The organism is uncultured Fibrobacter sp. (assembly GCF_947166265.1).
Lineage (GTDB): Bacteria > Fibrobacterota > Fibrobacteria > Fibrobacterales > Fibrobacteraceae > Fibrobacter.
Window position 1 is genome coordinate 16054 of the sequence record NZ_CAMVDO010000010.1, and the last position, 23468, is coordinate 39521.

Here is a 23468-nt window from a genome sequence, read left to right on the forward strand (position 1 = left end):
AAGTAAATTTAAGCACTTTTTGTTTTACGCTAAAGAAATTTCAATTTTATAAAACAAAATACGGAATATATAAAACAAAAAGGGCTAGGTTTTTCCTAGCCCTTCCTGCCCTTAAAACAAGTTAAACGCCTTTCAGCACGACCTTCCTGTAGACAGAGGAAAGCCCGTCCTGAACACGGACAACATAGATCCCGCTCTTCAATCCGTTCAACGGGACATTTGAACTTGCGAGTCCCCTCTTGACGACTTCACCTTTTAAGTTCACTATCTGGAATTTTGCCTGAGCGCTTGTTCCATAAAAGTGGAGATTCTTCCCTGAAACAACCATTCTCACATCGAGAGGCTTGTCCAAGACCGGCGCCGCAGTCCGTTCCTCTTCTTCATACTGTTCACAAGACATCCAATTATTATTGTAGCATTGATCAAATTCAGGCTCCTTTACCGTTTTCGCGTCACCCTTGCAAGTCCCCCTGGGACCGAATTCAAACAGCCGAAGGGTTCCTTCAACCGCAACGGAATCGACAATATCAAGATAAATATCCTTATCATAATTACAGGGCTTGACTTCATCTGTATCACTTGGATTATAATATTTAAAATTTCCAAGCGACGTTTCAACCGTAGAAACTTTGCTTGTCTTAGGCAAAACGGCGCTACAGAACCCAACACGAATCACGATATCATGGTCAGACATATAGGTTGTGCAGAACCCTTTCGCCTTGGACACGACCGAATCCCGACCTATTGCTTCGTCTCCCTTATCCAGATGAATAGTGATTTTCATATCTTTTTTTGCCAAGTCTTTTTTAATTCGATACTTGTAACCTAAATAGCCTAGGCTATCCATCGTTTCCCTGAAAGAAGGGTAGGGCGTCCGCACAACAGCCGCACTGCCAAGAGAAACACGGGGTTCCTCCGACGTTTCGCAAAACGATCCCGTTATAGACTGGCATGCTTTATACTTATACGGAGTATAATTTATCCCATCAAACCATAAGTCCTTGTTCGCTATTCGGGTTTGAATGACGGTGCCACTATTAAAGCCCGCAATCTTATTCACTTCAGTCACTTCATCGCCATTATAGACGTTTTCAAAGAAACACTCACTAATAGTCCCATCGTTACTACCGGCCAAAGCCGCATCATGACGAAATTTAGCGTCCGAATTGAAATAAGAATCCTTTATAATGAGATTCTTGACGACCCCAGTCGATTCAATCGATTCAAACAACCCAACAGACTTATAGCTCGCAATATGAACCCGATCTTTTGTCGTATACAACCCGGAAATAGAATGGAACTGTCCATCCAGGGTTCCAGCGAAAGCTACGGGAGAATCCCAGGAAAAAAATTTGCACTCGGTCCCATTCTTTAGGCATTCATCAGAAGTAACATTCCTGTTGAACACCAGGTCCTTGAGAAGAACCGCTTTCAAGGTCTTATCTCCAGGAGAAACCCTTGCGAACCATACAAGCTGTTCCTCATTTTCGATCTGGTACACGCCATTCTTGATTTTAGGAGCATAATCCCTTAATACGGGATGCTTTTCCCCCTGCTCCCAGATATCTACAAAATAACCATCATTGTTGAGCAAATCGACAATGGTTCCATCCGTAAAGGCAGACTCATCAACAATGGTTCCATAATTCGGATATTCAACGTACCCGTCAGGTTTTTCATTGACCGCAATACTGTAGGAATTCCTTATTTGCAGATCAGCCGTATCTATGATATTAGTAAACCCGCTTTGATACCATCCTTGAACCTGCCCCACGTTGAAACTGTTTTCTATAACAATGTTGAAAAAAGACGTTCCGACTAGTCCGCCCACCGAACTGCCTTTCACAGATCCTGTATTGTAACATTGATATATAGCTCCATAAGTAGAGCGGATTCCACCCCCAGTTTTTTCGCTATAGACAGTTCCCGTATTGTAACATTGTTCCGCCATCACAAGACCAATTCCAGCAACTTCATCTTCTCCCCAAACATAGCCATCGTTATGGCAACGAAACGCGTCATCAGCGCTTCCCGCGATTCCACCAACCACTTCCGATCCAACAACCACACCAGAAAATGAACTGTTGTATATGTTGCCCCCTCTTCCAGATATACCACCGACGTGACTGCCTCCCTTGATGTATGAATCGGCAATATTCAGGTTTTTGATGATTCCACCCCCATATGAAACATATCCAAAAAAGCCCGCCGGATAGGAAAAAGCGTCTACGTAAAGTCCACTTACCGTATGCCCCTGCCCATCAAAGATGCCATGAAACCGCGTACTTTCGGAGCCAATAGGATTCCATTTTTGAAGAGAGCATGTTCCGCCATCTTTTGCACACTTGAGAGTTGGGGGGACGTCATCCTCTTCTCCAAATTCAACTTCGTCCATCACGTTCTTGTTGATTGTAATATCGTTTTCAAGTTTTGCACAGGTAATCTGGTCCAATTTTTTTTCCTCACCAGAATTCACCTGTTTTGCAAAGCCATAAAGTTCTTCAACCGTTGAAATCGAGTAGCATCCGTCCGCGTCCTTTTGGGGAACGGTTGGCGAAATTGCCGACACAGCGTAAGTAGCAAACAGCAGCCCCAATAAAACTGAACCCTTCATAAAACCTCCACAAATCCATTTAGATTTATTTATCCAAAATATTCTATGCAAATATAACAAAATGCTAATTCTATAGATTTCTGTACCGGAGAACAGAAAAGCTCCGACTTTGTCGGAGCGATTCCAAATGACTCACAAAAATTATTTTATGGAAACCCGCTGCACCTGGGAACCGATGCGCACCAGGTAATTGCCAGCGGAATTCACCGGGATTGCAAAGTTCTTGCTATAGATATTCCCCTTACGGAGCACATGTCCCTGCATATCGAACAACGTATAGGAGCGGGCCGATTCAGAGGCGCCCGACACCAGAATTTCACGACCAACAGTCGTCAGCATGAACTGCGGTGCCTGCGCAACGGGCGCCAAGCCGTCCTTTCCGCCCTTCTTGCTAGAGCTGCTAGACTTGCCAGAAGAACTCGACTTCGCGCTGCTCGAAGAACTGGGAGGCACCCAATCAAAGTGAGCGACAATCGTCGTATCACTCACCACCTTGAACTTAAGAACCGGATTCGTATTATTCTCGTCATCTGCCCAGTAAGCGAACTTGTAGCTATCAGCGGGCCGCGCTTCGACAGAAACCTTTTCTCCGTACTCATACACCTTGCCGTCTTTCAAGCCGACAATTTTTCCGCGACCAATCACGTCAACCTTCACAATCACTTCAAAGCGGAGCTTTTCCCACTTGGCATAGAAATCCAAAGAGTCCGTAGCCTCTTTCGTAATAGACTTCACCGGCTCGCCACTTAGAGCGGAATCCGCATACCAGCCCAAGAAATCAAAGCCAGCCCGTTTCACCGTATCGGGAAGCACGGTCTCGATTCCCTGCATGTAACTCGTAAAATAAGTTGACGTATCACCGTCGAAAGTATGGAAGTTCACGGCATGTTCAATACCGCTATAATTCTTGACGATGCCGGAGAAATTCGGATACTCGTCCACACCAACATCTTGCCCCCAAATGGCACCGCCTTTTCCACCGTGCAGCAACCGCGCCACGGTACCATTCCTGAACATTCCCATCGCCAAAGACGTTCCGCAGCATCCCTCTTCTTCCTCATTTTTAGGATAATAGGAATTTTCCACGGTCATATTGTCTTCTGCGTAACAAACCAAATCATATACCAGTTCATCTTCAGTTATATCAAAGACCGGACCGACATTGTAACTATTGACAATGGTCAAAGAATTCTTGTCCTCATAGTGTTTCCAGCCAACAAGACCTCCACCACAATAGCCCCCCATCATTCCACTTTTATACTCGACGTGCCCAGCATTATAGCAGTTTTCGATATAGAGGTTTGTCACCCCGAAGCTACCCCCGACAAGGCCGCCCGCAGCGCCTCGCCAAGAATTGCCGTCATAACCATGCACGGTAGACGTACTGTAGCAATAGGCGATTTCAACATCACCCTGTTCCCAATATTCATAAGGAAGAATCTTGCCCACAAGGGCTCCAACAGAGCCTCTCGCCGCAAAGAAGGATTTCTCGATTCCAAGATTCCTGATAGCCACATTTTCGTAATTCACATTTTTATCTACCGTTCCGAAAAATCCAGAGCCTTCCCGATCTTCATCCAGGGTGTCGTTAAAGTACAGTCCCGAAACGGAATGGAACTTACCATCGAACACGCCATTGAATTCCATCATGGGCGTCCATTCCAGAAACAGGTCCTTCTCAGCTTCGTGCAGCACACCGTTTTCGTCAATCACATTCTGATTTACCACAATGTCCTTTGCGAGGGACGCACAGGCAGAAGTATTCTGTTCAAATCCGTCCGTACCGTTCACAATAGCGGCAAAACCGTATAGCTCCATGGCCGTCTTGATGACATAGCAACCATCGGTATCTTTCGACGGAGTTTCTTTCTGAAGCCACTTGGCGTAAAACACCTTGTCACCGGTTTCTTCGGCAGTAATCTCGGTCACGCGATTACCGCTATAATTGCTTTTGGCATACCACCCGGCAAAAACATAACCGTCGCGCAAGACCTTATGCGTAAGCGTCAAGCCCGTCCCTTCTACATACGATTTCGCAGCACTGGTATCGACAGCACCGCCGACAGTGTTATACGTAATCTTACGAATCTTGGAAAGTTTCGCCCACAATTCCCTGTCCCCTTCGGAATCGGCCAAAATATTCGTCACGGCATCACCCGTCAAATCCTCATTTTCGAACCATCCTTCAAAAAGGTAGCCATCACGATAAGCGTCCGGAAGTCTGAAATCGTATCCGGGAACATACTTGTCCGGATACACCAAGGGATCGCCCCTGTAGGTATGCAGAATCAACCCTGCCATCGCATTAGACGACATTCCCGTAATACCATCCTTGAAAACGGGAGACGGATCTATTCCCACATCCTGTCCCCATACGGTCCCGTCAAAGTCACTCACCCTATAAGTATAATTGCGCAACATATAGGCAACGGTCCCATTTTCAAACAGCTCGGCAGGAGCCGCATTACCGACAGAATCCATTTTTGTCCATTCCGTTTCCACATAAAACACGTTTTCCATCGCAGATGTTAAAGCCTTGTAGGACATCCCTTTGAAACTGCCTATCAAAGAACTTTGATATGGACTAATCCGGGGAACTTCTATCTGGAAAGTACTGTAAGCCCCTGCTATATAGCGACAAGAGCTTACATAACCGAAAAGGCCACCAACGATTCCGATACCAGATACTGCTCCCTTGTTATAGCAATTCATTACAATAGCTCCCCCTAGACTTCCGACAATGCCACCAGCGACGTGATTTCCATTCACAACAGAAGCTTCATTAAAACTGTTTGCAACAGTGATACTTCCAGAAGTCGAGCCCACAATACCGCCTGCGGTATCGCCCACCACTTCACCATAATTTTTTCCATTCAAGATCTTCGCCCAGCCGTTCATCCGGCCGACAATTCCTCCTGCTCTATCAGGCTTTCCACTTATACGCATTTTACTAGAACAGTTTTCAACAATAACCGGTTGGTCCTTCAATGTCGCATACTCTACCGAAATAATTCCGACAATGCCGCCCATATCGTTAGTTTCCCCAACAACAAGGCCAGAGGCGCTACAATTCCTAATAGTCGCATGTCCGGCTACATAACCTACAATTCCACCCACATTCTCGTAGAAGCTTTCCGTTTCGATTCTCACATGACTTGAACAGTTTTCGATAAGGACATTCGCCCCGATGTCTGTATGCCACACATCATGCTTATTATCATTAATCGCTCCGACAATCGCACCGGCATGACTTTTCGCTCGGAAAAAAGAACCCACTATTCCCAGATTCCGAACCACAATCGTACGGTCTTCATCACCATTCCCCAACCCCGTGAAAAAACCTACGACGTTCCATTCATATTCAAGGTTATGGTAGTCACGATAAAGGCCCGAAATCGTATGCCCCTGGCCATCAAAGGTTCCCGCAAACAAGTCTATCGGATTCCACACAACAAAGTTCGCCGTATCCGCGACATTGAGCGAATCGTCTTCCGTCAAGACACCCTCGTTCACGACGATATCGGCAGTGAGCTTTGCGCACCCCGTAAAATACGAGTTCACATCATTCACGAGCGAGGCAAAGCCGTACAGTTCCTCGGCACTGGAAATCTCGTAGCAGCCGCCCACAAGGGCGGGCGTTTTAGGAGTAATCGTCTTTGCCGCATTTGCAAGCGAAGCCAAAAAAACGACAAGGGCAAGCAGGATTTCCTTTTTAATGGACACAGCATTTCTCCTTTTAGGGGCTATTAAGATAAATATAGGTATAAAAAAGGAGATCCCCGCCTTCGCGGGGATGACAAGATGGGCGCGGGGATGACTGAGTGAAAAAAGGAACCCCCGGCATTGCCGAGGGTATCCTTTGATTTGCTTTTGTCGCGACTCTTACCCGTGAGCAACAAAGCCCTCGGGTGTTAACCGAGGGCGGTTGCGAGAGCGAGCGCTCTGGGTACGTACTTAGTAGATTGGGCGCGAGCGGTCTCTTAGCTCAAGCGGCTAATCATGTAACCGGCGCAGACTGCGGTACCGATCACGCCAGCCACGTTCGGGCCCATAGCGTGCATCAGCAAGAAGTTCTGCGGGTCATACTTGGCACCTTCCACCTGAGAAACACGGGCGGCCATCGGCACGGCGGACACGCCAGCAGAACCGATAAGCGGATTCACAGGGTTATTGGGAGTGCACTTGTTCATGATCTTGGCAAGGAAGAGGCCTGCAGCGGTCGAGAAACCGAAGGCCACCACACCCATAGCGATAATCATGAGGGTCTGCGGACGCAAGAAGATGTCGGCAGACATCGTGAGGCCCACGGAAGTACCGAGGAAGATCGTCACGATGTTCATGAGTTCGTTGGAGGAGGTCTTCACCAAGCGTTCGACAACACCGGCTTCCTTGAAGATGTTACCAAGCATGAGCATGATGATAAGAGCAGAAGCATCGGGCACCACGAGGATGCACACGATCATCACCATCACGGCAAACACGATGCGTTCGGCCTTGGACACCTTGCGCAGAGCCTTCATACGGATCTTGCGTTCCTTGTCGTTAGTCATGAGGCGCATGATAGGCGGCTGGATCAGCGGAACGAGGGCCATGTAAGTGTAAGCTGCCACGGCGATAGGTCCGATGAGGTGCTTTGCTAATTTGTTTGCAGTAAAGATGGAGGTCGGACCATCAGCACCGCCGATGATACCGATAGAGGCTGCTTCACCGAGAGTAAAGCCACCGAAAGCCACGGCGCAGAACATGGTCGCAAACACGCCGAACTGAGCGCCACCGCCGAGGAGCAGTGTACGCGGGTTAGCGATAAGCGGTCCGAAGTCCGTCATGGCACCCACGCCCAAGAAGATGATGGGCGGGAAGAGTTCCAGGTGGATACCCTGGCTGATGTAGTAATAGAGGCCAGCCGTCGGGGTAAACATACCTTCGATGCTCCAGCCACCATCGTAGAATCCCGCACTCGGGATGTTCACCGCCAGTGCGCCGAGCGAAATCGGCAAGAGCAGCAGCGGCTCATACTTTTTGACAATCGCCAAGTACATCAGGACGAAACTCACGATCCACATAACCACCATAGACGGGGTGACGTATGCGAATCCGGTGTCGCCTGCGAACTCAACGACCGAATTTAAAAGAGAACTCATTTATCTGTACCTCTTAGGCGATGGTCATGAGAGTCTGGCCGTCGACGACAGTGTCGGTTTCCTTGACGGCAATGGAGTTCACGGTGCCGGCGCACGGAGCGACGACCGGGTTTTCCATCTTGAGAGCTTCGATGATAGCCACTTCCTGGTTGGCAGCAACGGTGTCGCCGACCTTGACCTTCAGTTTGAACACGGAGCCAGCGAGCGGGCTCTTGACTTCGGTACCACCAGCAACAGCAGGAGCGGCGGCAGGTGCCGGAGCGGCAGCGGGAGCTGCAACAGGAGCAGCGGCAACGGCTGCATTGGAATCAAGAACTTCTACTTCGACATCGTAGGTCTTGCCTTCGAAACTGATACGGACGGTTTTCTTCATTTTGATTTTTCCTGGCTTAAAAGCCTGTTGAGTTTTAAAAGTTTACCTTACTTGACGATCGTCCAAGCAGGAGAATTAATGTTTCTGTAAGCAGTCACGCGGCAGGGCTGACCGATAGCCTGGGTCGCCGCTGCGGTCACGAGGGCGAGGAACTGGTCGTTGCTCATGCCCGGGTGTTCTTCGAGGGCTGCCACGGCGGCAATGCCGAGGAAAGCCTGGAGCTGCTTGTTGGTGAAGCCCGGATGCACGCTCTTGGCGTTCGGATCCCAGTCGCAGTGGGCAGGTCCGATAGTTACCGGAGCTGCGGCGGCGGGAGCGGTGGCCGGGGCAGCCTTAACTGCAGGTGCCGGAGCCTTGTCCTTGTTGAGGCCGAGCTTTGCCATGATAAAGTTCATGAGGTAGCAGAGCACCGTGAGGCCCACGATCACCACCATCACCACGATAAGACCGGTAGCCTGGAATTCGATCAGGGAGCCGATACCGAAGGTGTCGGAGTCGCCCTTACAACCCTGTTCGGTCGAGAATTCGCCCTTGCAGTAGGTCGAGCCCAGCTTGGCCTTGGCGATGGGCAACACCTTGTGGCCGCCGGCGTTTTCGATAGAATCGCGAACGTCGCGTGCAAGAACTGCCTGATCGTAGGTCTTATAGAGAACCGAATGGTTACCAGCGTGGTTTTCCACGATCTTGTAAACCATGTCGTCATTCATACCCGGCATAGAAAGCTGCGCCTGAACCTGGGCGGCATCGGAGGGGAGCATGAGTCCGAGCTGTTCGTCGAACTTGCCCTTCACCTTTGCTTCAGGTTGCGGTGCAACAAGAGCCGGCTGCTGCACTTCTTCAGCCGGGGCTGCGGCGGGAGCCACTTCCTGAGCTTCGGGTGCATTGGTCTGTGTTTCGTTCATATTGGATTCAATCCATTCTTTTGGGTTTCTGTTTTGTAAAAATCAGCGGTGTAAATTTAGAAAAAAGCGGCACAAATCAAGTGCCGCACAGTCCTACATCACCCCGGATTCGAGGCCCTTTACGGGGACATAACGCACCGAGCCGTCGGGGGATACAATCATGGCGACTCCGGCCATGTAGTTCACCCATTTCCATTTTTCGTAATACTTCACGTTCGCATGCCCGTTTGTCGTGTAGGCGAGAAGCGGCACCACCAAGAAATCGTGCGTACACATGACATTGACGCGCTTCATGCTCGGAAGATTTAGCAGAATATTGTACTGGATCAGTTCCTCGCTGCGGGCTTCGAGATCGTAGAAGGCATCCGAGTAGGCTCCGGTAAACGCGTACTTGGAATAAACCATCCAGCCACCGCCATCGGATTCCATGTAACTGTCGACCTTCGAGACATCTTTCGCATACCAGTCACCGACCATATACGACAACACGTCGAGACTGTAATTCGATTGACCTTTTCCCTGCGCAATGTTTTCGCAGGTTTCCATGGTGCGGGTATAGCCCGAATAGCCGTAATAGAAATCTTCCTTGCCCACTGCCGCAAGACGCGCACCCAAATCGCGGGCATACTTTTTCCCGTTGTCGGTGAGGTGCCCGGTGGGCCCCGTATCATCGGTGCGTTCGCTATGGCGGATAACGAACACCACCTTTTCGTCGGCTTTCAGGTTCGCATAGACTTCAACCAGGTCGGTAAAGCCGTCGGCTTCTTGCGGGGTCGCCACACGCCATGCACCGGAATCGTAAATGTAGTAGTTGTCATGAATCACGCGGCCTTCGCGGATTTCCCTGTCGTATGCACCTGGGCCAAAACCCGCGGTATCCTTTTCCATGGGCTGCGCCACGCGCCACTCCTTGGAATTCACGTCGCAGATAAAGCGTACCTTCGAATGGTCCGCATGTTCGTAGTCATTGGCATAGTAGGCGCTCTGCCCCTGATTCACATAGGTGACCTTTCCCGCATTCGCATTGGAACAGGTTTCAAAACCATACGCAACAGGAATGAAGGCCCGCATATACCTTTCAAAGTTCGGGACGTTGCCGCCAAAAGCGCTCGTTACGTTATTTCGAATTTCACCATACCGCCAATTGCTATCCAGTCCAACGACCCAGTCGGCAATCTTGATTTTTAAGCTGGGGTCATTCCACGCACCGTCCCCTTTCAGGTCTTCGCCCAGGTTGCGAATAATGTTTAGCGTTTCGTCCTTGCTTGCACGGTTCTGCACCATCGACGACACGGCAAGCAGTACCGCAGCGGAATCCATCGTAAACTGCGCAGAGTCAATTCCAAAGGCCGCAAGCGTCTCTTTTTTCGCCTGTACCAGGGCCACATTTTCGTCCACATGGTTCATCAGGAGCTGTTCCACGCGCGGCTCAGACAAAAGATCCAGTATACCGACCTCGCTAGAATCGAGGGCGGTGCGTTCCGCAAGAATCTCATAGACATAAAGAGGCGCACGAACCGTATCTACAACCGCCGGAGTATCGGGGTCATCTGCAGAATTTCCGTTTACGGCACCGCCACTGCTATCGGAGCTGCACCCCGCCAAAAGGAGTATCAGCACGACAGCCCAAAAATCCATCACCTTTTTCATTTTTTTTCTTCTTGTCTTCAGGGCTACATCGTCATCGTTCCCGATTCGAGGCCCTTCACCGGGACATAGCGCATATTTCCCTTTGTATCCAGAATAATCGCGATTCCCGCGAGGTAATTCGCCCATTGCTTGGTATCGAAATAGCGCAGGTTCACTTTCTTGTTCGTGCAGTACGCCGTCAAGGGCACCACGAACGTATCGTGCGAAATCCACACCCCCACGCGACTTACTTTAGCAAATTCCGGCTTCACGATTTCCTGCAAGAATTCCTCGCTGCGGTCCTCGAAATCATAGAAGGCATCGGCGAATGCCCCCTTATAGGCGTATGCGGAGTTCACGACCCAGCCGCCACCGTTGTTGCTCTTGTACTGCTTGTACTTGTCCTCGTCCTTGACGTACCATTCACCGTCCAGATCTTCGAGGGTATATTCCGTATAGCTTGCGCCGGCCCCCTTGGCAATATTCTCGCACGTTTCCTTGCTGCGCGTATAGGTCGAGTTCGCAAAGAAAATCGATTCGCCCTTAAATACTTCGCCTACGGACTGGGACTGCTTTTTACCGTCATCCGTCAAGTGCCCATTCTTACTCGTATCATCGGTACGCTTGGCATGGCGCAATACAAAAATGACCTTTTCACCCGCAGAGAGTTTCTTAAGCACCTCTTCCAGATCGACAAATTCCTGAATGTCGTCATCCGTCGCAGCGCGCCACTTGCCCTGGTCGTAAACATAGTACTTGTCCGTATTGATTTTGCCCGTTTTGATCTGGCCCTCGTAATCTCCCTTGCCAAAACCGTACGTATCCTTTTCAAGATCAGTCGCGGCACGCCACTCATGCGTTTCGGCATCGCAGATAAAGCGCACCGTTGGTCCCGGCTGGTCATAGCCCGAAACAAAGTAGGCACTCAGGCTATTGTTCACAAAGCGAACGGAATCCGCATTATAGGCGTTACATTCTCCAAAATTATAGACCTTCGTCCAGAAATGCTTCAAGTGCTTTTCGAATTCAGGAACATCGCCCAAATGCCACGAGGCAATATTGTTCCTGATAATCGCATACGAACCGCTCGTATCGAGTTCCATGAGCCAGTCCGCCAAGTCCGCCTTCGCATTGTTGTCGTCCCAGTTGCCGTTTCCCTTGATGCGTTCGGCGATATCACCTGCATACTGGAGCATCTCGCTCCCCGAACCCTTACGCTGCATCATGATCGATACCGCAAGCAAGGCTCCGCTGTATTCGTCTCCATCGAAAAGGCCAATGTCCTCGGCAAAGCGACCGTCCGTCGTCAGCGTCTGTTGCTGCTGTCCAAAATTACCCCAGCCGAAACCGTTTCCACCCCCGTTACCGCCCTCATCTGAAGAGCCCAACTGGATTTCGAAAGACGCTAGGATATCACGCAGGGCCTGCGCCTTGACCGCACGGATCGGCTGATTGTTGCCGCTGTTTTCCACAAGCTTCAGTACGCGAGGAGCCTCCATGTGAGTGAGCATATTCACGTTCACCGAATCCTTCTCCGTCACGTCTACCACGGCCTCCAGCGTGACAACCGACGCCGACAATCCGCTGGTCAGTTCGTTCCTGAAAAATCCGCTCGTCTGAACACGCAGATAAGGCGAAACGAAATCGACACTATCGAAACTGAAATTTCCATTGGCATCCAAAATGCAGGTCTTGTGGGAACGCTTGGAATCGGCCAAATGCTGAGTACTATCCAGTTCAATCAGTTTCACCGAGGTGCCATAACGGAAGGGACCCTTTTCGGCAACACCGACAACGCGCGCCCCTACCATGCGGGGTTCCGCCGTATCGACTGCAGCCGTATTGACCGTACCGCCGCCAAAATTGCCCCACGGGAACTGGGAATTACTGTTCGATGAATTTTCCTCCTCTTCGTCCACCTCGCCTACAACAAGCACCCCGTTGCGACAAGACACCGTAGACGTTTCTACGGCGGATTCAAAATCCACCCATTTTTCGCCAAGGCAGAAATACATCGCATTTTCACTTTCGACCATGAAGGATTCCCCTTCGTTTGCCGAAGTACATTTGGGTAAGTCAGAAACGTCCGAAACGACGGTCGTATCTACAATCAGGGAATCTTCTATTACCGGAACCGAGCCCACCGAGGAGCTCGACTGCGATGTCGAGGAGTGCCCCTTACCGCTACTCGAAACGGGTCGGCCCAGAGAGTCCAGAATCACGACTCCGCTCGAACCATTTTCCGAAAAGGAGTCCGACGACCATTCGGCATTTCCTTCCTGTTCAGGATCATCCGACGACGTGGAACTACCTGAACACGCCGTAAGGGTGCATACGGCCATAAAAAAGACAATACTCAAAAAATGGCGATCCATTCGTCGTTCCAATATTTCTTATGCAATATAATAAAGGAGATTCCCGGTCAAACCGGGAACGGCTAACAAATGGGCCGAATTCGGACAATAATTAGAGCATCTTGCCGGTTTCGAGGAACCGGCGGTGCATTTCGAAGGCGCGTTCCAACGCAATCGGCATGTGAACGCCCTTGGCATGCTTCAGGCTATATTCCAAAAAGTCCGTCAGGGGTTCGCGGAAATCGGGATGGGCGCAGTTCCTGATAATCAGGCGCGCACGTTCCTCGGCAGCAAGCCCACGCAAGTCGGCAAGTCCCTGCTCCGTCACGAAAATCATCGTGTCATGGTCCGTCTGGTCCACATGGCTCACGTAAGGCACAATCGAGCTGATGGCGCCATTCTTTGCGACCGAGGGCGTCAGGAAAAATCCGAGGGCACAGTTCCTTGCAAAGTCCGCCGCACCGCCGATTCCGTTCATCATCGAAGAACCCGAAACCAGGCTGCTGTTCACGTTGCCGAAGATATCGGCTTCGAGCGCCGTGTTCATCGAAATAACGCCCACGCGACGAATCACATCGGGGCTATTGCTCACTTCCTGCTGGCGAAGCACCAGGTGCTTTTTCCATTCGGCGCTATTCTCGACAAATTCCTTCTGCGCATTTTCAGACAAAGTAAGAGCCGTTCCCGAAGCGACACCGAGCTTTCCCTTTTTCAGCAGCGGGAATACGGCTTCCTGAATGACTTCGGTGTAGAGGTCGATGGTTCCAAGGCGGGTATCGTCGGACATGGCGCTCAATACGGCATTCGCGACCTTGCCCACGCCACTCTGGAACGCAAGCCCCTTGGGGAGTCTGCCCTTGCGTTCTTCGAAACAGATAAAGTCTAGAATGCGTTCGCCAATATTCCTGGAAACTTCGTCGGGTTCCACAAACGGGTTCACTTCGTCAAGACGAGAAGTCTCGACGACGGCAACGACCTTATTCACATCAATCTTGACAAATTCTCCGCCGACACGGTCGCCTGCGCTATAGATGGGGAGCGGCTTTGCATGCGGCGGGAGTTCCGGAAGCGCCGTATCGTGGATTCCCATGAAGGAATCCCCCAGACGCGTATTCAGTTCCAGGATAATCTTCGGCGCCATCTCCAGGTAAGTCACCGAGTTTCCGCCCGAAGTCGAAAGGCATACGCGACCGTCGCCCAGTATCGCAGAAACTTCGATAATGGCGACCGTCGGCGCAGGCACCGCACCGGTACGCACCAAGTAACCCATCTTGCCGAGGTGTGCGTCAATGTACTTGATTTCGCCCGCGTTAATCGCCTTGCGAAGACTCGGATTGCTCTGGTAAGGCATCCTGAGGCTCACCGCACCCGCACGCGCAAGAGCGCCGTCGCAGCTGTCGCCCGTAGAGGCTCCCGAAAAAAGCGTAATCTTGAAAGGTTTCCCTTCGGCGTGAAGTTTCTCGGCACGCGCGGCCAAAGCCGTTGGCACTTCCTTAGGGTAGCCCGCCAAGGTAAAGCCGGAAACTCCCAGCACATCGCCATCGTTAATCATCGCCGCGGCATCGGCCGCCGAGCACTTCTTCGAGTCAATCCAATTCATAGCGGCTTAAAAATAAATAAAAGTGGCTAGTGGTTGGTGACTAGTGGTTAGGAATGTAACAAGGACATTCAACATCCCTGTTTACTAACCACTGTTTACTGTCTACTATTTTCTATTTTCCTCTTCGTGAAGCATTTCATCAAATACAACTTGATCGGCGTCATGAACACGCTCATCACCTTGGCCTCGGTCTGGGTGATGCACCAGCTACTCGACTGGAACCTAGAACTTTCCAACTTCCTCGGTTTCATCTTCGGCGCCATCAACAGTTACCTGATGAACCGCCTCTGGAATTTCAAGAGCAAGAACCGCAAGCGCACCGAAGTCATCCGATTCATCATCGTCTTTATTGCCGCCTACCTGCTCAACCTCGCCACCCTCGAAGCATGCGTTTACGCTCTCGACACCACCTGGTGCAAAAGTTTCACCGACTTTATTTCGCAGTACATGAAGCCCAGCTTCTTCGCAAACATCATCGCGAACGGCGTCTACGTCATCGCAAGCTTCACCCTCTACAAGAAATGGGTGTTCAAGTAGAAGAGAGTAGATAGACGAAAGACGAGAGATTACTCACAACAAATGTTTATGCGTAAAAGATTGGTTTGCTAAGCGAGCATTCGTCAGCCGAAGGCTGATGCCGTGCGAGTGTGCAAACCAATCTTTGGAGCCGTCAATAACAGTTAATGATTGAAAGTTCTCATACTTTGTTCCTCGTTCTTCGTTGTTCGCATATACAAAAAGACGCTCGCTTTTTTGCGAGCGTCTTTTTAACTTAAGTCAACCGAAGATTAGAGCTGGAACGGAACCAGTTCCACGCGACGGTTCTGAGCACGACCCTTCTTGGTCTTGTTGTCAGCAATCGGCTTGTCCGGTCCGTAACCAACGGCACGGACGCGGTCTTCTTCGATACCCTTCTGCAGGAAGTAATCCACCACGGCCTGAGCGCGAGACTGAGACAGCTTCTTGTTGGTTTCAGCAGAACCAGTGTTATCGGTATGGCCCTGGACTTCAAGGTGAGCGACCTTGATCTTCTTCATCAAGGCGATGATGTCGTCCAGAGTCTTGTAGCTCGACTTGGTGAGCTTTGCGGAACCGGTCTGGAACTGGATACCCTTCTTCAACTGTTCAAGGTCTTCCTTCTTGTTGACCGGGCAACCCTTCTTGTCGATTTCGATACCCGGCAAGGTGTTCGGGCACTTGTCCTGGAAATCAGGAACGCCGTCACCGTCGGTATCCATCGGGCAACCCACGGTATCCACCGGAGCGCCTGCCGGAGTCTTCGGGCACTTGTCAAGAGCATCAGGTACGCCGTCCTTGTCTTCGTCGGCACTGCAACCCGTAGAGTCTACAGGCACGCCAGCCGGAGTGTTCGGGCACTGGTCAATACCATCAGCAACGCCATCCTTGTCGAAGTCGAGCGGGCAGCCGTTGTTATCTACATTCAAGCCTTCCGGAGTATTCGGGCACTGGTCGGTACCATCAGGTACGCCATCCTTGTCGGCATCGGCCGGGCAACCAGTAGAATCCACCGCTACACCCTGCTTGGTGTTCGGGCACTGGTCGAGAGCGTCGGGAATTCCGTCGCCGTCAAAGTCGCCTTCGCAACCGTCGGCATTCACCTGGGCGCCTTCACGGGTATCCGGGCACTTATCAACACCGTCATACACGCCGTCCTTGTCGCTATCCATCGGGCAACCGACAGAGTCAACCTTCACACCAGCCGGAGTGTTCGGGCACTTGTCAAGAGCATCGGGGATACTATCCTTGTCAAAGTCAGGTTCGCAACCGGTAGAATCGACAGCGGCACCTTCGCGAGTGGCGGGGCACTTGTCAAGTCCATCGTAAATACCATCCTTGTCTTCGTCCATCGGGCAGCCGACCGTATCAATCGTTGCACCTTCCGGAGTATTCGGGCACTGGTCAAGACCATCGATCATGCCATCCTTGTCGGAGTCGATCGGGCAACCCAGGGAGTCAACCGTTGCGACTTCCGGAGTATGGGCGCACTGGTCCTTATCGTTAGGAACGCCATCCTTGTCTTCGTCCTTGTCCTTGTTGGCACCGAGACGCCAGATAAGGGCTGCGGTACCGGCAATCGTCGGAGTCGGAGCATAGCCGTAGCTGAACTTAGCGTCATGATCATTCTCGTAGTAGACGATATGGCATTCGTTGCAATCCATTTCTTCCTTACCATCGTAACCGAGGTTACCCAGGGTACGGATAGCAAGATCCACGCCCATAGCAAAGTCGATATGCCACGGCAGGTGGAAACGGAGACCCGGAGTGAGTCGCATCGGGTCATCCATCGGATCGCGGCGGTACTTGCCGGTTTCAACACGCATTTCGCCGGAGAATTCCACAAAGGCTTCCAACCAGTCGGTAGCGATGTAGTTCACGCCGGTACCATAGACCAGGGTGCTCTGTCCGTCGCCGGCATATACAAATCCAGCATGGGTGTTCCACACGACCGGCACCCCAAGTGCGCCGAAGTTCAATGTGAAGATCAAAGTTCCACCGACGTTCACTTCACCAGAAGTATACGGATCGGTCACTTCACCGTCTTCGCTCAAATACCAGGCATGGCGGGGACGAACACCGCGAGCCTTGGCGCCAGTCGGAACATAGAGGTCAACCATGGCGGCCATTGCAAACAGGCTGCTTTCTTCACCGACCACATTGGCCTTTAACCAGACATCCAGGTCACCCTGTCTAAATGCCCAAAGTCCGCTTTCGCCCTTGCCACGCAGGTTTGCATGGTCATAGTTCAGCGGAAGCGAAATACCGAGGTCCAAGAAATCCAGGAGACCCACGGCCGCATGGACGTTACCGGCCCAGGTACCAGCCCATTCATGGAAATTCTTAGTTTGTCCATTCTCCTGAACTTGACCGCCACGAGACAGAGACCAGGAATCGTAGGAAACATCGCCACCGGTACCGATTTCGACGCCCCACTGGCCAAGCGTGTAGGCATTGTGTTGATGAATACCGGAGGTTCCGCCCATAAGCCCGGACTGGGCAAAGGCGAGGCCTCCCGCGACTAGCGATAAAGCAATGATTTTTTTCATTGTATCCCTCTTTGATAAAACACTTCCGCAACAAAAACATCCAAACCTTGTTACGGAATGCCTTTATTACATTTGTCTTGCAATGTAGCATTTTTGAAAGTTTTGACAAACATGTGATAAATTTCACACCCTAAAACCGCCCCAAAACAGTGCAAAAACTGTAAAATTGCAACCAAAAGTCATTGATAGTCATCAAATTAGTGATTATGAACCCGATTTTATCTATCCAGAACATCCGCCGAGACTTTAAGATGGGCGACGAGACCGTCCACGCCCTGCGTGGGGTGTCCTTCGACATATACCCCGGTGAGTTCGTGACCATCATGGGAACCTCCGGTTCGGGCAAGTCAACCATGCTGAACATTTTGGGCTGCATGGACAAGCCGACTTCCGGGCAGTACATACTGGACGGGCAGCATACCGAAAAACTGAAGCGCGACGCCCTCGCCAAAATCCGCAGCAAAAAACTCGGATTCGTTTTCCAAAGCTACAACTTGCTCAGCCGAACCACGGCCATCGAAAACGTGGAACTTCCCTTATTATATAATTCCAGCGTATCTGCCGCAGAACGGCACCGCCGCGCTATCGAAGCGTTAAAAATGGTCGGACTCGAAAGTCGCATGAACCACTTGCCGAACCAGCTTTCGGGTGGCCAGCAGCAACGAGTGGCCATCGCGCGCGCCCTGGTGAACGATCCGGTGATTATCCTTGCCGACGAAGCGACCGGAAACCTGGACACCCGCACCAGCTACGAAATCATGATGATTTTCCAGGAGCTGAACCGCCAGGGAAAAACCATCGCCTTCGTGACGCATGAACCCGACATCGCGACCTTCAGCGGGCGCACCATTACACTCCGCGACGGGCTCTTGAAAAAGGACGTGAAGAACGAGAACGTACAAGACGCCAAAGCCGCATTTGAAGCGTTACCACCACCGGAGGTATTTGAGGAATGAGGTCGCACCTACGGTGCTTTGAGCAACGAGGTCGCGCTTTGCGCTCTGAGCATTTCAAAAAAGAGCCCCATACCTCAAAGGGAGCGTAGCGACCGACCTCACACCTCATATCTAACCACTTCCTACTGTCTACTTCTAACTTCCTACTGTCTACTACCATGTCCCCACTAACTCTCATAAAAATCTCCCTCCGAGCATTGCTCCGTAACCGCATGCGAACCTTCCTTTCGGTGCTCGGCATCGTGATCGGTGTCGCGGCGGTAATCGCCATGGTCGCCATGGGCGAAGGCTCCCGCATTTCCATCAAGGAGCAAATGACCGCGATGGGTTCGAACGCCATCATCATCATGCCGAACCGCGACCGCCGCGGCGGTGTGCAGATGGAATCTTCCGAATCGCTTGAAGAAGCCGACGTGATTGCCATCCGCGAAAACGCCACCTACATTGACGGCGTTTCTCCGATGATGACGGTCGGCGGGCAGGCGATTGTCGGCAACAACAACTCTCCCACGACCCTGAGCGGAATTTCCGCCGACTATCTCAAAATCCGCAACTACGAAATCGAAGACGGAGTGATGTTCGACGATGTGACAGACCGCATGTCCAAAGTCTGCGTCATCGGACAGACCGTCGTGAAAAACTTGTTCCCCGAAGGCGACCCCATCGGCAAGACGATTCGTTACAAGAACATTCCCCTGAAGGTGATTGGAACCTTGAAGGCGAAAGGCTCCGGCGATTTTGGGCAGGATAACGATGATGTCATTTTCACGCCCTACCAGACGGTGATGAAACGTTTCTCGGCAACCACAAACATCCGCCAGATTTTTGCAAACTCCATTGGCGAAGGGTACGCCGAAAAGGCGACCGAAGAAATCATGGGCATCCTCAAGGAACGTCGCAGCTGGACCAAGCCCGTCGACCCCTTCCGCGTGTTTACACAAGAAGAAATGATCCAGACCATCACGAGTACCTCCGACATGATTTCCCTGGTGCTCACGATCATTGCAGGAATTAGCTTGTTTGTAGGCGGCATTGGAATCATGAACATCATGTACGTATCCGTCACGGAGCGCACCAAGGAAATCGGCCTCCGCATGGCGATTGGCGCCCGCGGGCGTGACATCATGTTCCAGTTTCTGTTCGAATCGGTCATCATCAGCCTGCTCGGCGGCATTATCGGAATTGCACTCGGCATCGCCGCTTCCGAAATCGTAAAAATCGCCTTCAACATGCCCATGAGCGTTTCGTTCACAAGCGTCGTCGTAAGCTTTGCCGTGTGCTTTGCGACAGGCGTATTCTTTGGCTGGTACCCCGCCCGCAAGGCTAGCCGACTCGACCCGATAGAAGCACTCCGGTTCGAATAGCAACTTCATTTGCTACCTTAGCCTGTCATGCCCGTCCCGGATTAAATCCGGGATAAACTCCAGCGGGCGCCTCCTTTTCATACGGCACTTGAAACACTCATAGACTTTTCGTATAATTACCTTACGATCCTCTCGGAGGTAATTATGAAGAAAAAAATTCAGCCGCTCGCAATCGCCTCTGCCCTTGCATTTTCAGCGACGGCCGCAATGGCGGCCACCACGCCTTATGACCTGATTCGCCCGACGTGGCCCCTGAGTTGGGATTCGACGGCGTTCGATAAGTTCGACGCAACCGTCACCAAGAGGATTGGCGTTTTAGATATTCCCGCCACTCCCGAAAGTTTCAAGGCGGGCGAACTGATGCCCGACACCTTGGACCAGGCCTACTTCGATGCCATTAACACCCACATTTCGCCCATCCGCGTAAACCAGGCCGGATACCTAGAAAGCGACCAGGAGCGTCAATTCTACTACGTAGGAACAGCGACAAACTTCGAAGTGGTCGATGCCAATGGAAAATCGTTCAAGACCAAAATCACGGGAACCTTTACCTCTAGTAGAATAAAAACCTGGAGCGACTGGACCATTATCGCAGGCACCAATGCCGCAACAAACGACCAAAAGCGTTACCAAGTTGATTTCACGGGACCAACAGGAATTATCCAAATCGGAAACATTCCGCAGTCCGTACCGACTGACAAGCGCCTGCGCATCAAGGTCGGCCAAGATGTCTCGAGCACCTTCATTGTTAGCGACGACGTTTACACGATGGCGAAAGATGCCACGCTCAAGTTCTTCGGCATTCAACGTAGCGGCAACTCCGAATCCTGGTTTCACGGCCCGAGCCACGTCAAGGACGGTGCAGGCAAAGTCGTTTTAGGCGATAGTTACTCACCCAAGGAATCAGATGCTAAACTTTCATCTAAAGCGGGCGACCTACAAGGCGGCTGGTACGACTGCGGTGACCACCTGAAGGAATCGCAGACACTGGCATTTTCATTCATGACTCTCGCCGTGATGTCGGCCACCAACCCCTCCAAGGACGTAGACCACTACGCCTATAACCACGCCGAATTTGTAAAAACCGACAATATTCCCGACGTTTTACGCGAGGCAAAACACGGTGCAGACTTTTTCCTGAGGGCATACCGCGTAGCAGACGGCGTCATTGATGACATGCCTGTTTCCGTAGGTAGCTTCGGCAGCGACCATGGTTTTTGGGGACGCCCCGAAGTTCAGGACTATGTGACGACAAGCTATCGCGGAGGCCCCGAAGATCGCAGCATTCGCCTCGGTGAACTCGGTTCCAACATCGCAGGTGAAATCGTTGCAGGTCTTGCCATCTTGAGCAAGGACTACGCCAAGTACGACAAGGACTTCGCGGACAGTTGCTTGATGGTCGCCGAAAAGATGTACGACTTTGCCAAGAGCCTCGCCCAGGGTAAGTCAACATACGATGGCAAGAAGCCTTTCAAGAACAACACAAAAGCTGCAGGTTGGAGTACCCCCGCCTATAACGGCAACAACGAATTTTACGACGACCTGGCCCTCGCTTCGGTAGCACTCCTGTACGCCACCGGCAAGGAAGAATACGCCGACGATATGATTCGCACCAAGAACCTGGTGACTGGGCAAGAATATATGGACGGTGCAGGAGCCTTTGAAGGAGGCTGGTTTGTCACGAATGACAAGGGCTTTCTGAAGAACGGAAAGAACACGAGCTGGGCAAACTCCTACGCATACGCGACCTACGCCCTGTACAAGCTGATTCTTGCAGACAAGAAGAAGGCAACCAAGACTTACGGCCTTACCGAAACGGAATGGCTGAACGCAGTGGAAGACTGCATTACGAGCATGATCCTGAACCTTGAGGATATGTCCGGAGATGGTTCCGCTTCCATAGCGTTGCCGAGCATTCCCGGTGGCCAGGGCCCGGCTTGGAAAGTGAGAGGTTCCTTAACATTTGACCACATTTGGTATGCCATGATGACGGACCAGACCTGGATTTTCAACCGTTATCAAGCGGGCAACATCTTTGAAGTTCTTGCGTACGCCGATGTCGCAGCCGATATCGAAAAGCAGGGAATCGAGCTTCCAATTATGGGCACCCCAAACTGGAAGGCCGAAGAAATGAAACAACTCGGTATTAACCAGCTGAACTATATGTTCGGTGTGAACCCATGGGACATCTCCTTCGTGTATGGCGTGGGTGACAAGAACGACGCTCACCCGCATCACCGTGCCGCAAACCCTGAAGGCAGAAATACGGCGGCCCATAACTACAAGTATGTCAGCCCCACCGGAGCACTATTTGGAGGCATCACCCCCAGCGAAGAGAATTCCCTAGTTCCCGACAACATGAGTTGGGAAGACTATCATTTGTCTGAAACCTGCCTCGACGCTTCGGCCACGCTCCTTTCAGCCCTCACCATTGTAAGTAACGGCGGTAGCAACTACTACGAAAAGAAGTGCGACAACTGCAAGACAGAGGATGCAACCCCCTTCCCCGAAATCGGAGCCTACGCCACTGCGTATCATTACGACTGGGGCGACCTGGAAGCATTCAGCATTCACATTCCAAATTCATCTATGAGTAAGCTAGACAGCGTTGTTGTCTACATCTATTTTGAAGCTACTGAAGACGAAGTCAATGATGGCGACATCGCCTTCGATATGGACCTTTGTACGGAATACGACATCGCTACATACAGCCACCCGTGCGAAAATAACGAACAGGTAAGAAAAGATCTCCGCAAACGTGAATATGAAAAAATCGAGGGGACGTACAACAAAAAGAAAAAGACTTACACCTGGGCTGTTCCGCTGGACATAGGAACCGTTGAAGTCGGATCTAGGCTCCGTATTGATCTAGTCGCCATCACGGCCGTTTCCGAAAACGACACGAGCAAGGTGCGCTACCCTGCAAAAATCAAGGCTACGGATAGCTGGAGCTTTACCACACACAAGGCAAGCGACGACGCTCCGGCCTACGAAGGCGCTCCTGACTGGGACAAGGAACGCGGTGATATTCAGGAAGCCCCCAAGGCCCCGTACATCGTCATCCGCAGCAAGGGCAAGCTCTTGTGGGGTTACGGCCCCGGCAACACCACTGACGATCGCGTAGGCATCGTAAAGGTAGCCCAAAAGCCCAGCGCCCAGATGCAGCTCAGCCGCAACACGCTCTTTGTGCAGGCAAGCGCCCAGGGAACCAAGACACTCAAGATTTTCGACGTCCTCGGGAACTTGCTCCTAGCGCAAACCTTTAATGGATCGTCTACCGAAGTGAACCTCGCAAATCTCCCGCACCGCGGCGCCATGATAGCAAGACTCACGTCAGAAGGCAAGCTCCTTGCCACCAAGGCGATTAAAATCAAGTAAGCGCATTACATGTCATGAAAAAGTCGGCCCGCAAAGCCGACTTTTTTTGTTTTTTCGTTGTACACATTTGAGTTTTTTTCATATATATTTAG

13 protein-coding genes are annotated in these 23468 nt (G+C 51.3%); 4 read left to right on the forward strand and 9 right to left on the reverse strand.

What is annotated here, in order from left to right:
* Window positions 1-121 precede the first annotated feature (121 nt).
* The 8 genes from Q0W37_RS06950 to Q0W37_RS06985 all read right to left on the reverse strand — a co-directional run bounded on the left by Q0W37_RS06950 (window position 122) and on the right by Q0W37_RS06985 (window position 14613).
* A complete protein-coding gene (locus Q0W37_RS06950) occupies window positions 122-2614 on the reverse strand; it encodes a T9SS type A sorting domain-containing protein (protein ID WP_297700072.1) in 2493 nt (830 codons plus the stop codon).
* Between the two features lie 141 nt (window positions 2615-2755).
* Window positions 2756-6337, reverse strand: a complete 3582-nt coding sequence (locus Q0W37_RS06955) for an InlB B-repeat-containing protein (protein WP_297700074.1) — start codon at window positions 6335-6337, stop codon at window positions 2756-2758.
* A 257-nt stretch (window positions 6338-6594) separates the two neighbouring features.
* A complete protein-coding gene (locus tag Q0W37_RS06960) occupies window positions 6595-7755 on the reverse strand; it encodes a sodium ion-translocating decarboxylase subunit beta (RefSeq protein ID WP_297700076.1) in 1161 nt (386 codons plus the stop codon).
* Between the two features lie 13 nt (window positions 7756-7768).
* Window positions 7769-8128: a biotin/lipoyl-containing protein gene (locus tag Q0W37_RS06965; protein ID WP_297700078.1), complete on the reverse strand. Its 360-nt coding sequence runs from the start codon at window positions 8126-8128 to the stop codon at window positions 7769-7771.
* 47 nt (window positions 8129-8175) lie between these two features.
* The gene (locus tag Q0W37_RS06970) at window positions 8176-9030 is read right to left on the reverse strand and encodes a hypothetical protein (protein ID WP_297700080.1); all 855 of its coding nucleotides are present in this window, start codon (window positions 9028-9030) and stop codon (window positions 8176-8178) included.
* A gap of 93 nt (window positions 9031-9123) precedes the next feature.
* Window positions 9124-10680 (reverse strand): histidine phosphatase family protein, encoded by a 1557-nt coding sequence (locus tag Q0W37_RS06975; protein WP_297700082.1) that lies wholly within the window; start codon window positions 10678-10680, stop codon window positions 9124-9126.
* Between the two features lie 23 nt (window positions 10681-10703).
* Window positions 10704-13034 (reverse strand): histidine phosphatase family protein, encoded by a 2331-nt coding sequence (locus Q0W37_RS06980; protein WP_297700084.1) that lies wholly within the window; start codon window positions 13032-13034, stop codon window positions 10704-10706.
* 91 nt (window positions 13035-13125) lie between these two features.
* A complete protein-coding gene (locus Q0W37_RS06985) occupies window positions 13126-14613 on the reverse strand; it encodes an acetyl-CoA hydrolase/transferase C-terminal domain-containing protein (protein WP_297700086.1) in 1488 nt (495 codons plus the stop codon).
* Window positions 14614-14739: 126 nt separating this feature from the next.
* Here Q0W37_RS06985 and Q0W37_RS06990 point away from each other — a divergent pair, with 126 nt between their 5' ends.
* Window positions 14740-15150, forward strand: a complete 411-nt coding sequence (locus tag Q0W37_RS06990) for a GtrA family protein (protein ID WP_297700087.1) — start codon at window positions 14740-14742, stop codon at window positions 15148-15150.
* Window positions 15151-15401: 251 nt separating this feature from the next.
* Here the strand turns inward: Q0W37_RS06990 and Q0W37_RS06995 are convergent, their stop codons facing one another.
* The gene (locus tag Q0W37_RS06995) at window positions 15402-17678 is read right to left on the reverse strand and encodes a thrombospondin type 3 repeat-containing protein (RefSeq protein WP_297700089.1); all 2277 of its coding nucleotides are present in this window, start codon (window positions 17676-17678) and stop codon (window positions 15402-15404) included.
* A 206-nt stretch (window positions 17679-17884) separates the two neighbouring features.
* Here Q0W37_RS06995 and Q0W37_RS07000 point away from each other — a divergent pair, with 206 nt between their 5' ends.
* The 3 genes from Q0W37_RS07000 to Q0W37_RS07010 all read left to right on the forward strand — a co-directional run bounded on the left by Q0W37_RS07000 (window position 17885) and on the right by Q0W37_RS07010 (window position 23376).
* Window positions 17885-18634: an ABC transporter ATP-binding protein gene (locus Q0W37_RS07000; protein WP_297700091.1), complete on the forward strand. Its 750-nt coding sequence runs from the start codon at window positions 17885-17887 to the stop codon at window positions 18632-18634.
* 158 nt (window positions 18635-18792) lie between these two features.
* On the forward strand, window positions 18793-19998 hold the full coding sequence (locus tag Q0W37_RS07005; RefSeq protein WP_367186254.1) for an ABC transporter permease: 1206 nt from the start codon (window positions 18793-18795) through the stop codon (window positions 19996-19998).
* Between the two features lie 144 nt (window positions 19999-20142).
* The gene (locus tag Q0W37_RS07010) at window positions 20143-23376 is read left to right on the forward strand and encodes a glycoside hydrolase family 9 protein (protein ID WP_297700094.1); all 3234 of its coding nucleotides are present in this window, start codon (window positions 20143-20145) and stop codon (window positions 23374-23376) included.
* Window positions 23377-23468 lie beyond the last annotated feature (92 nt).

Bases quoted from the DNA above. Each gene is read 5' to 3' on its own strand.
- Q0W37_RS07005 (WP_367186254.1), top strand. From the start codon at position 18,793: ATGTCCCCACTAACTCTCATAAAAATCTCCCTCCGAGCATTGCTCCGT.
- Q0W37_RS07010 (WP_297700094.1), top strand. From the start codon at position 20,143: ATGAAGAAAAAAATTCAGCCGCTCGCAATCGCCTCTGCCCTTGCATTT.
- Q0W37_RS06975 (WP_297700082.1), bottom strand. From the start codon at position 10,680: ATGAAAAAGGTGATGGATTTTTGGGCTGTCGTGCTGATACTCCTTTTG.
- Q0W37_RS06950 (WP_297700072.1), bottom strand. From the start codon at position 2,614: ATGAAGGGTTCAGTTTTATTGGGGCTGCTGTTTGCTACTTACGCTGTG.
- Q0W37_RS06960 (WP_297700076.1), bottom strand. From the start codon at position 7,755: ATGAGTTCTCTTTTAAATTCGGTCGTTGAGTTCGCAGGCGACACCGGA.
- Q0W37_RS06970 (WP_297700080.1), bottom strand. From the start codon at position 9,030: ATGAACGAAACACAGACCAATGCACCCGAAGCTCAGGAAGTGGCTCCC.
- Q0W37_RS06980 (WP_297700084.1), bottom strand. From the start codon at position 13,034: ATGGATCGCCATTTTTTGAGTATTGTCTTTTTTATGGCCGTATGCACC.
- Q0W37_RS06985 (WP_297700086.1), bottom strand. From the start codon at position 14,613: ATGAATTGGATTGACTCGAAGAAGTGCTCGGCGGCCGATGCCGCGGCG.
- Q0W37_RS06965 (WP_297700078.1), bottom strand. From the start codon at position 8,128: ATGAAGAAAACCGTCCGTATCAGTTTCGAAGGCAAGACCTACGATGTC.
- Q0W37_RS07000 (WP_297700091.1), top strand. From the start codon at position 17,885: ATGAACCCGATTTTATCTATCCAGAACATCCGCCGAGACTTTAAGATG.
- Q0W37_RS06995 (WP_297700089.1), bottom strand. From the start codon at position 17,678: ATGAAAAAAATCATTGCTTTATCGCTAGTCGCGGGAGGCCTCGCCTTT.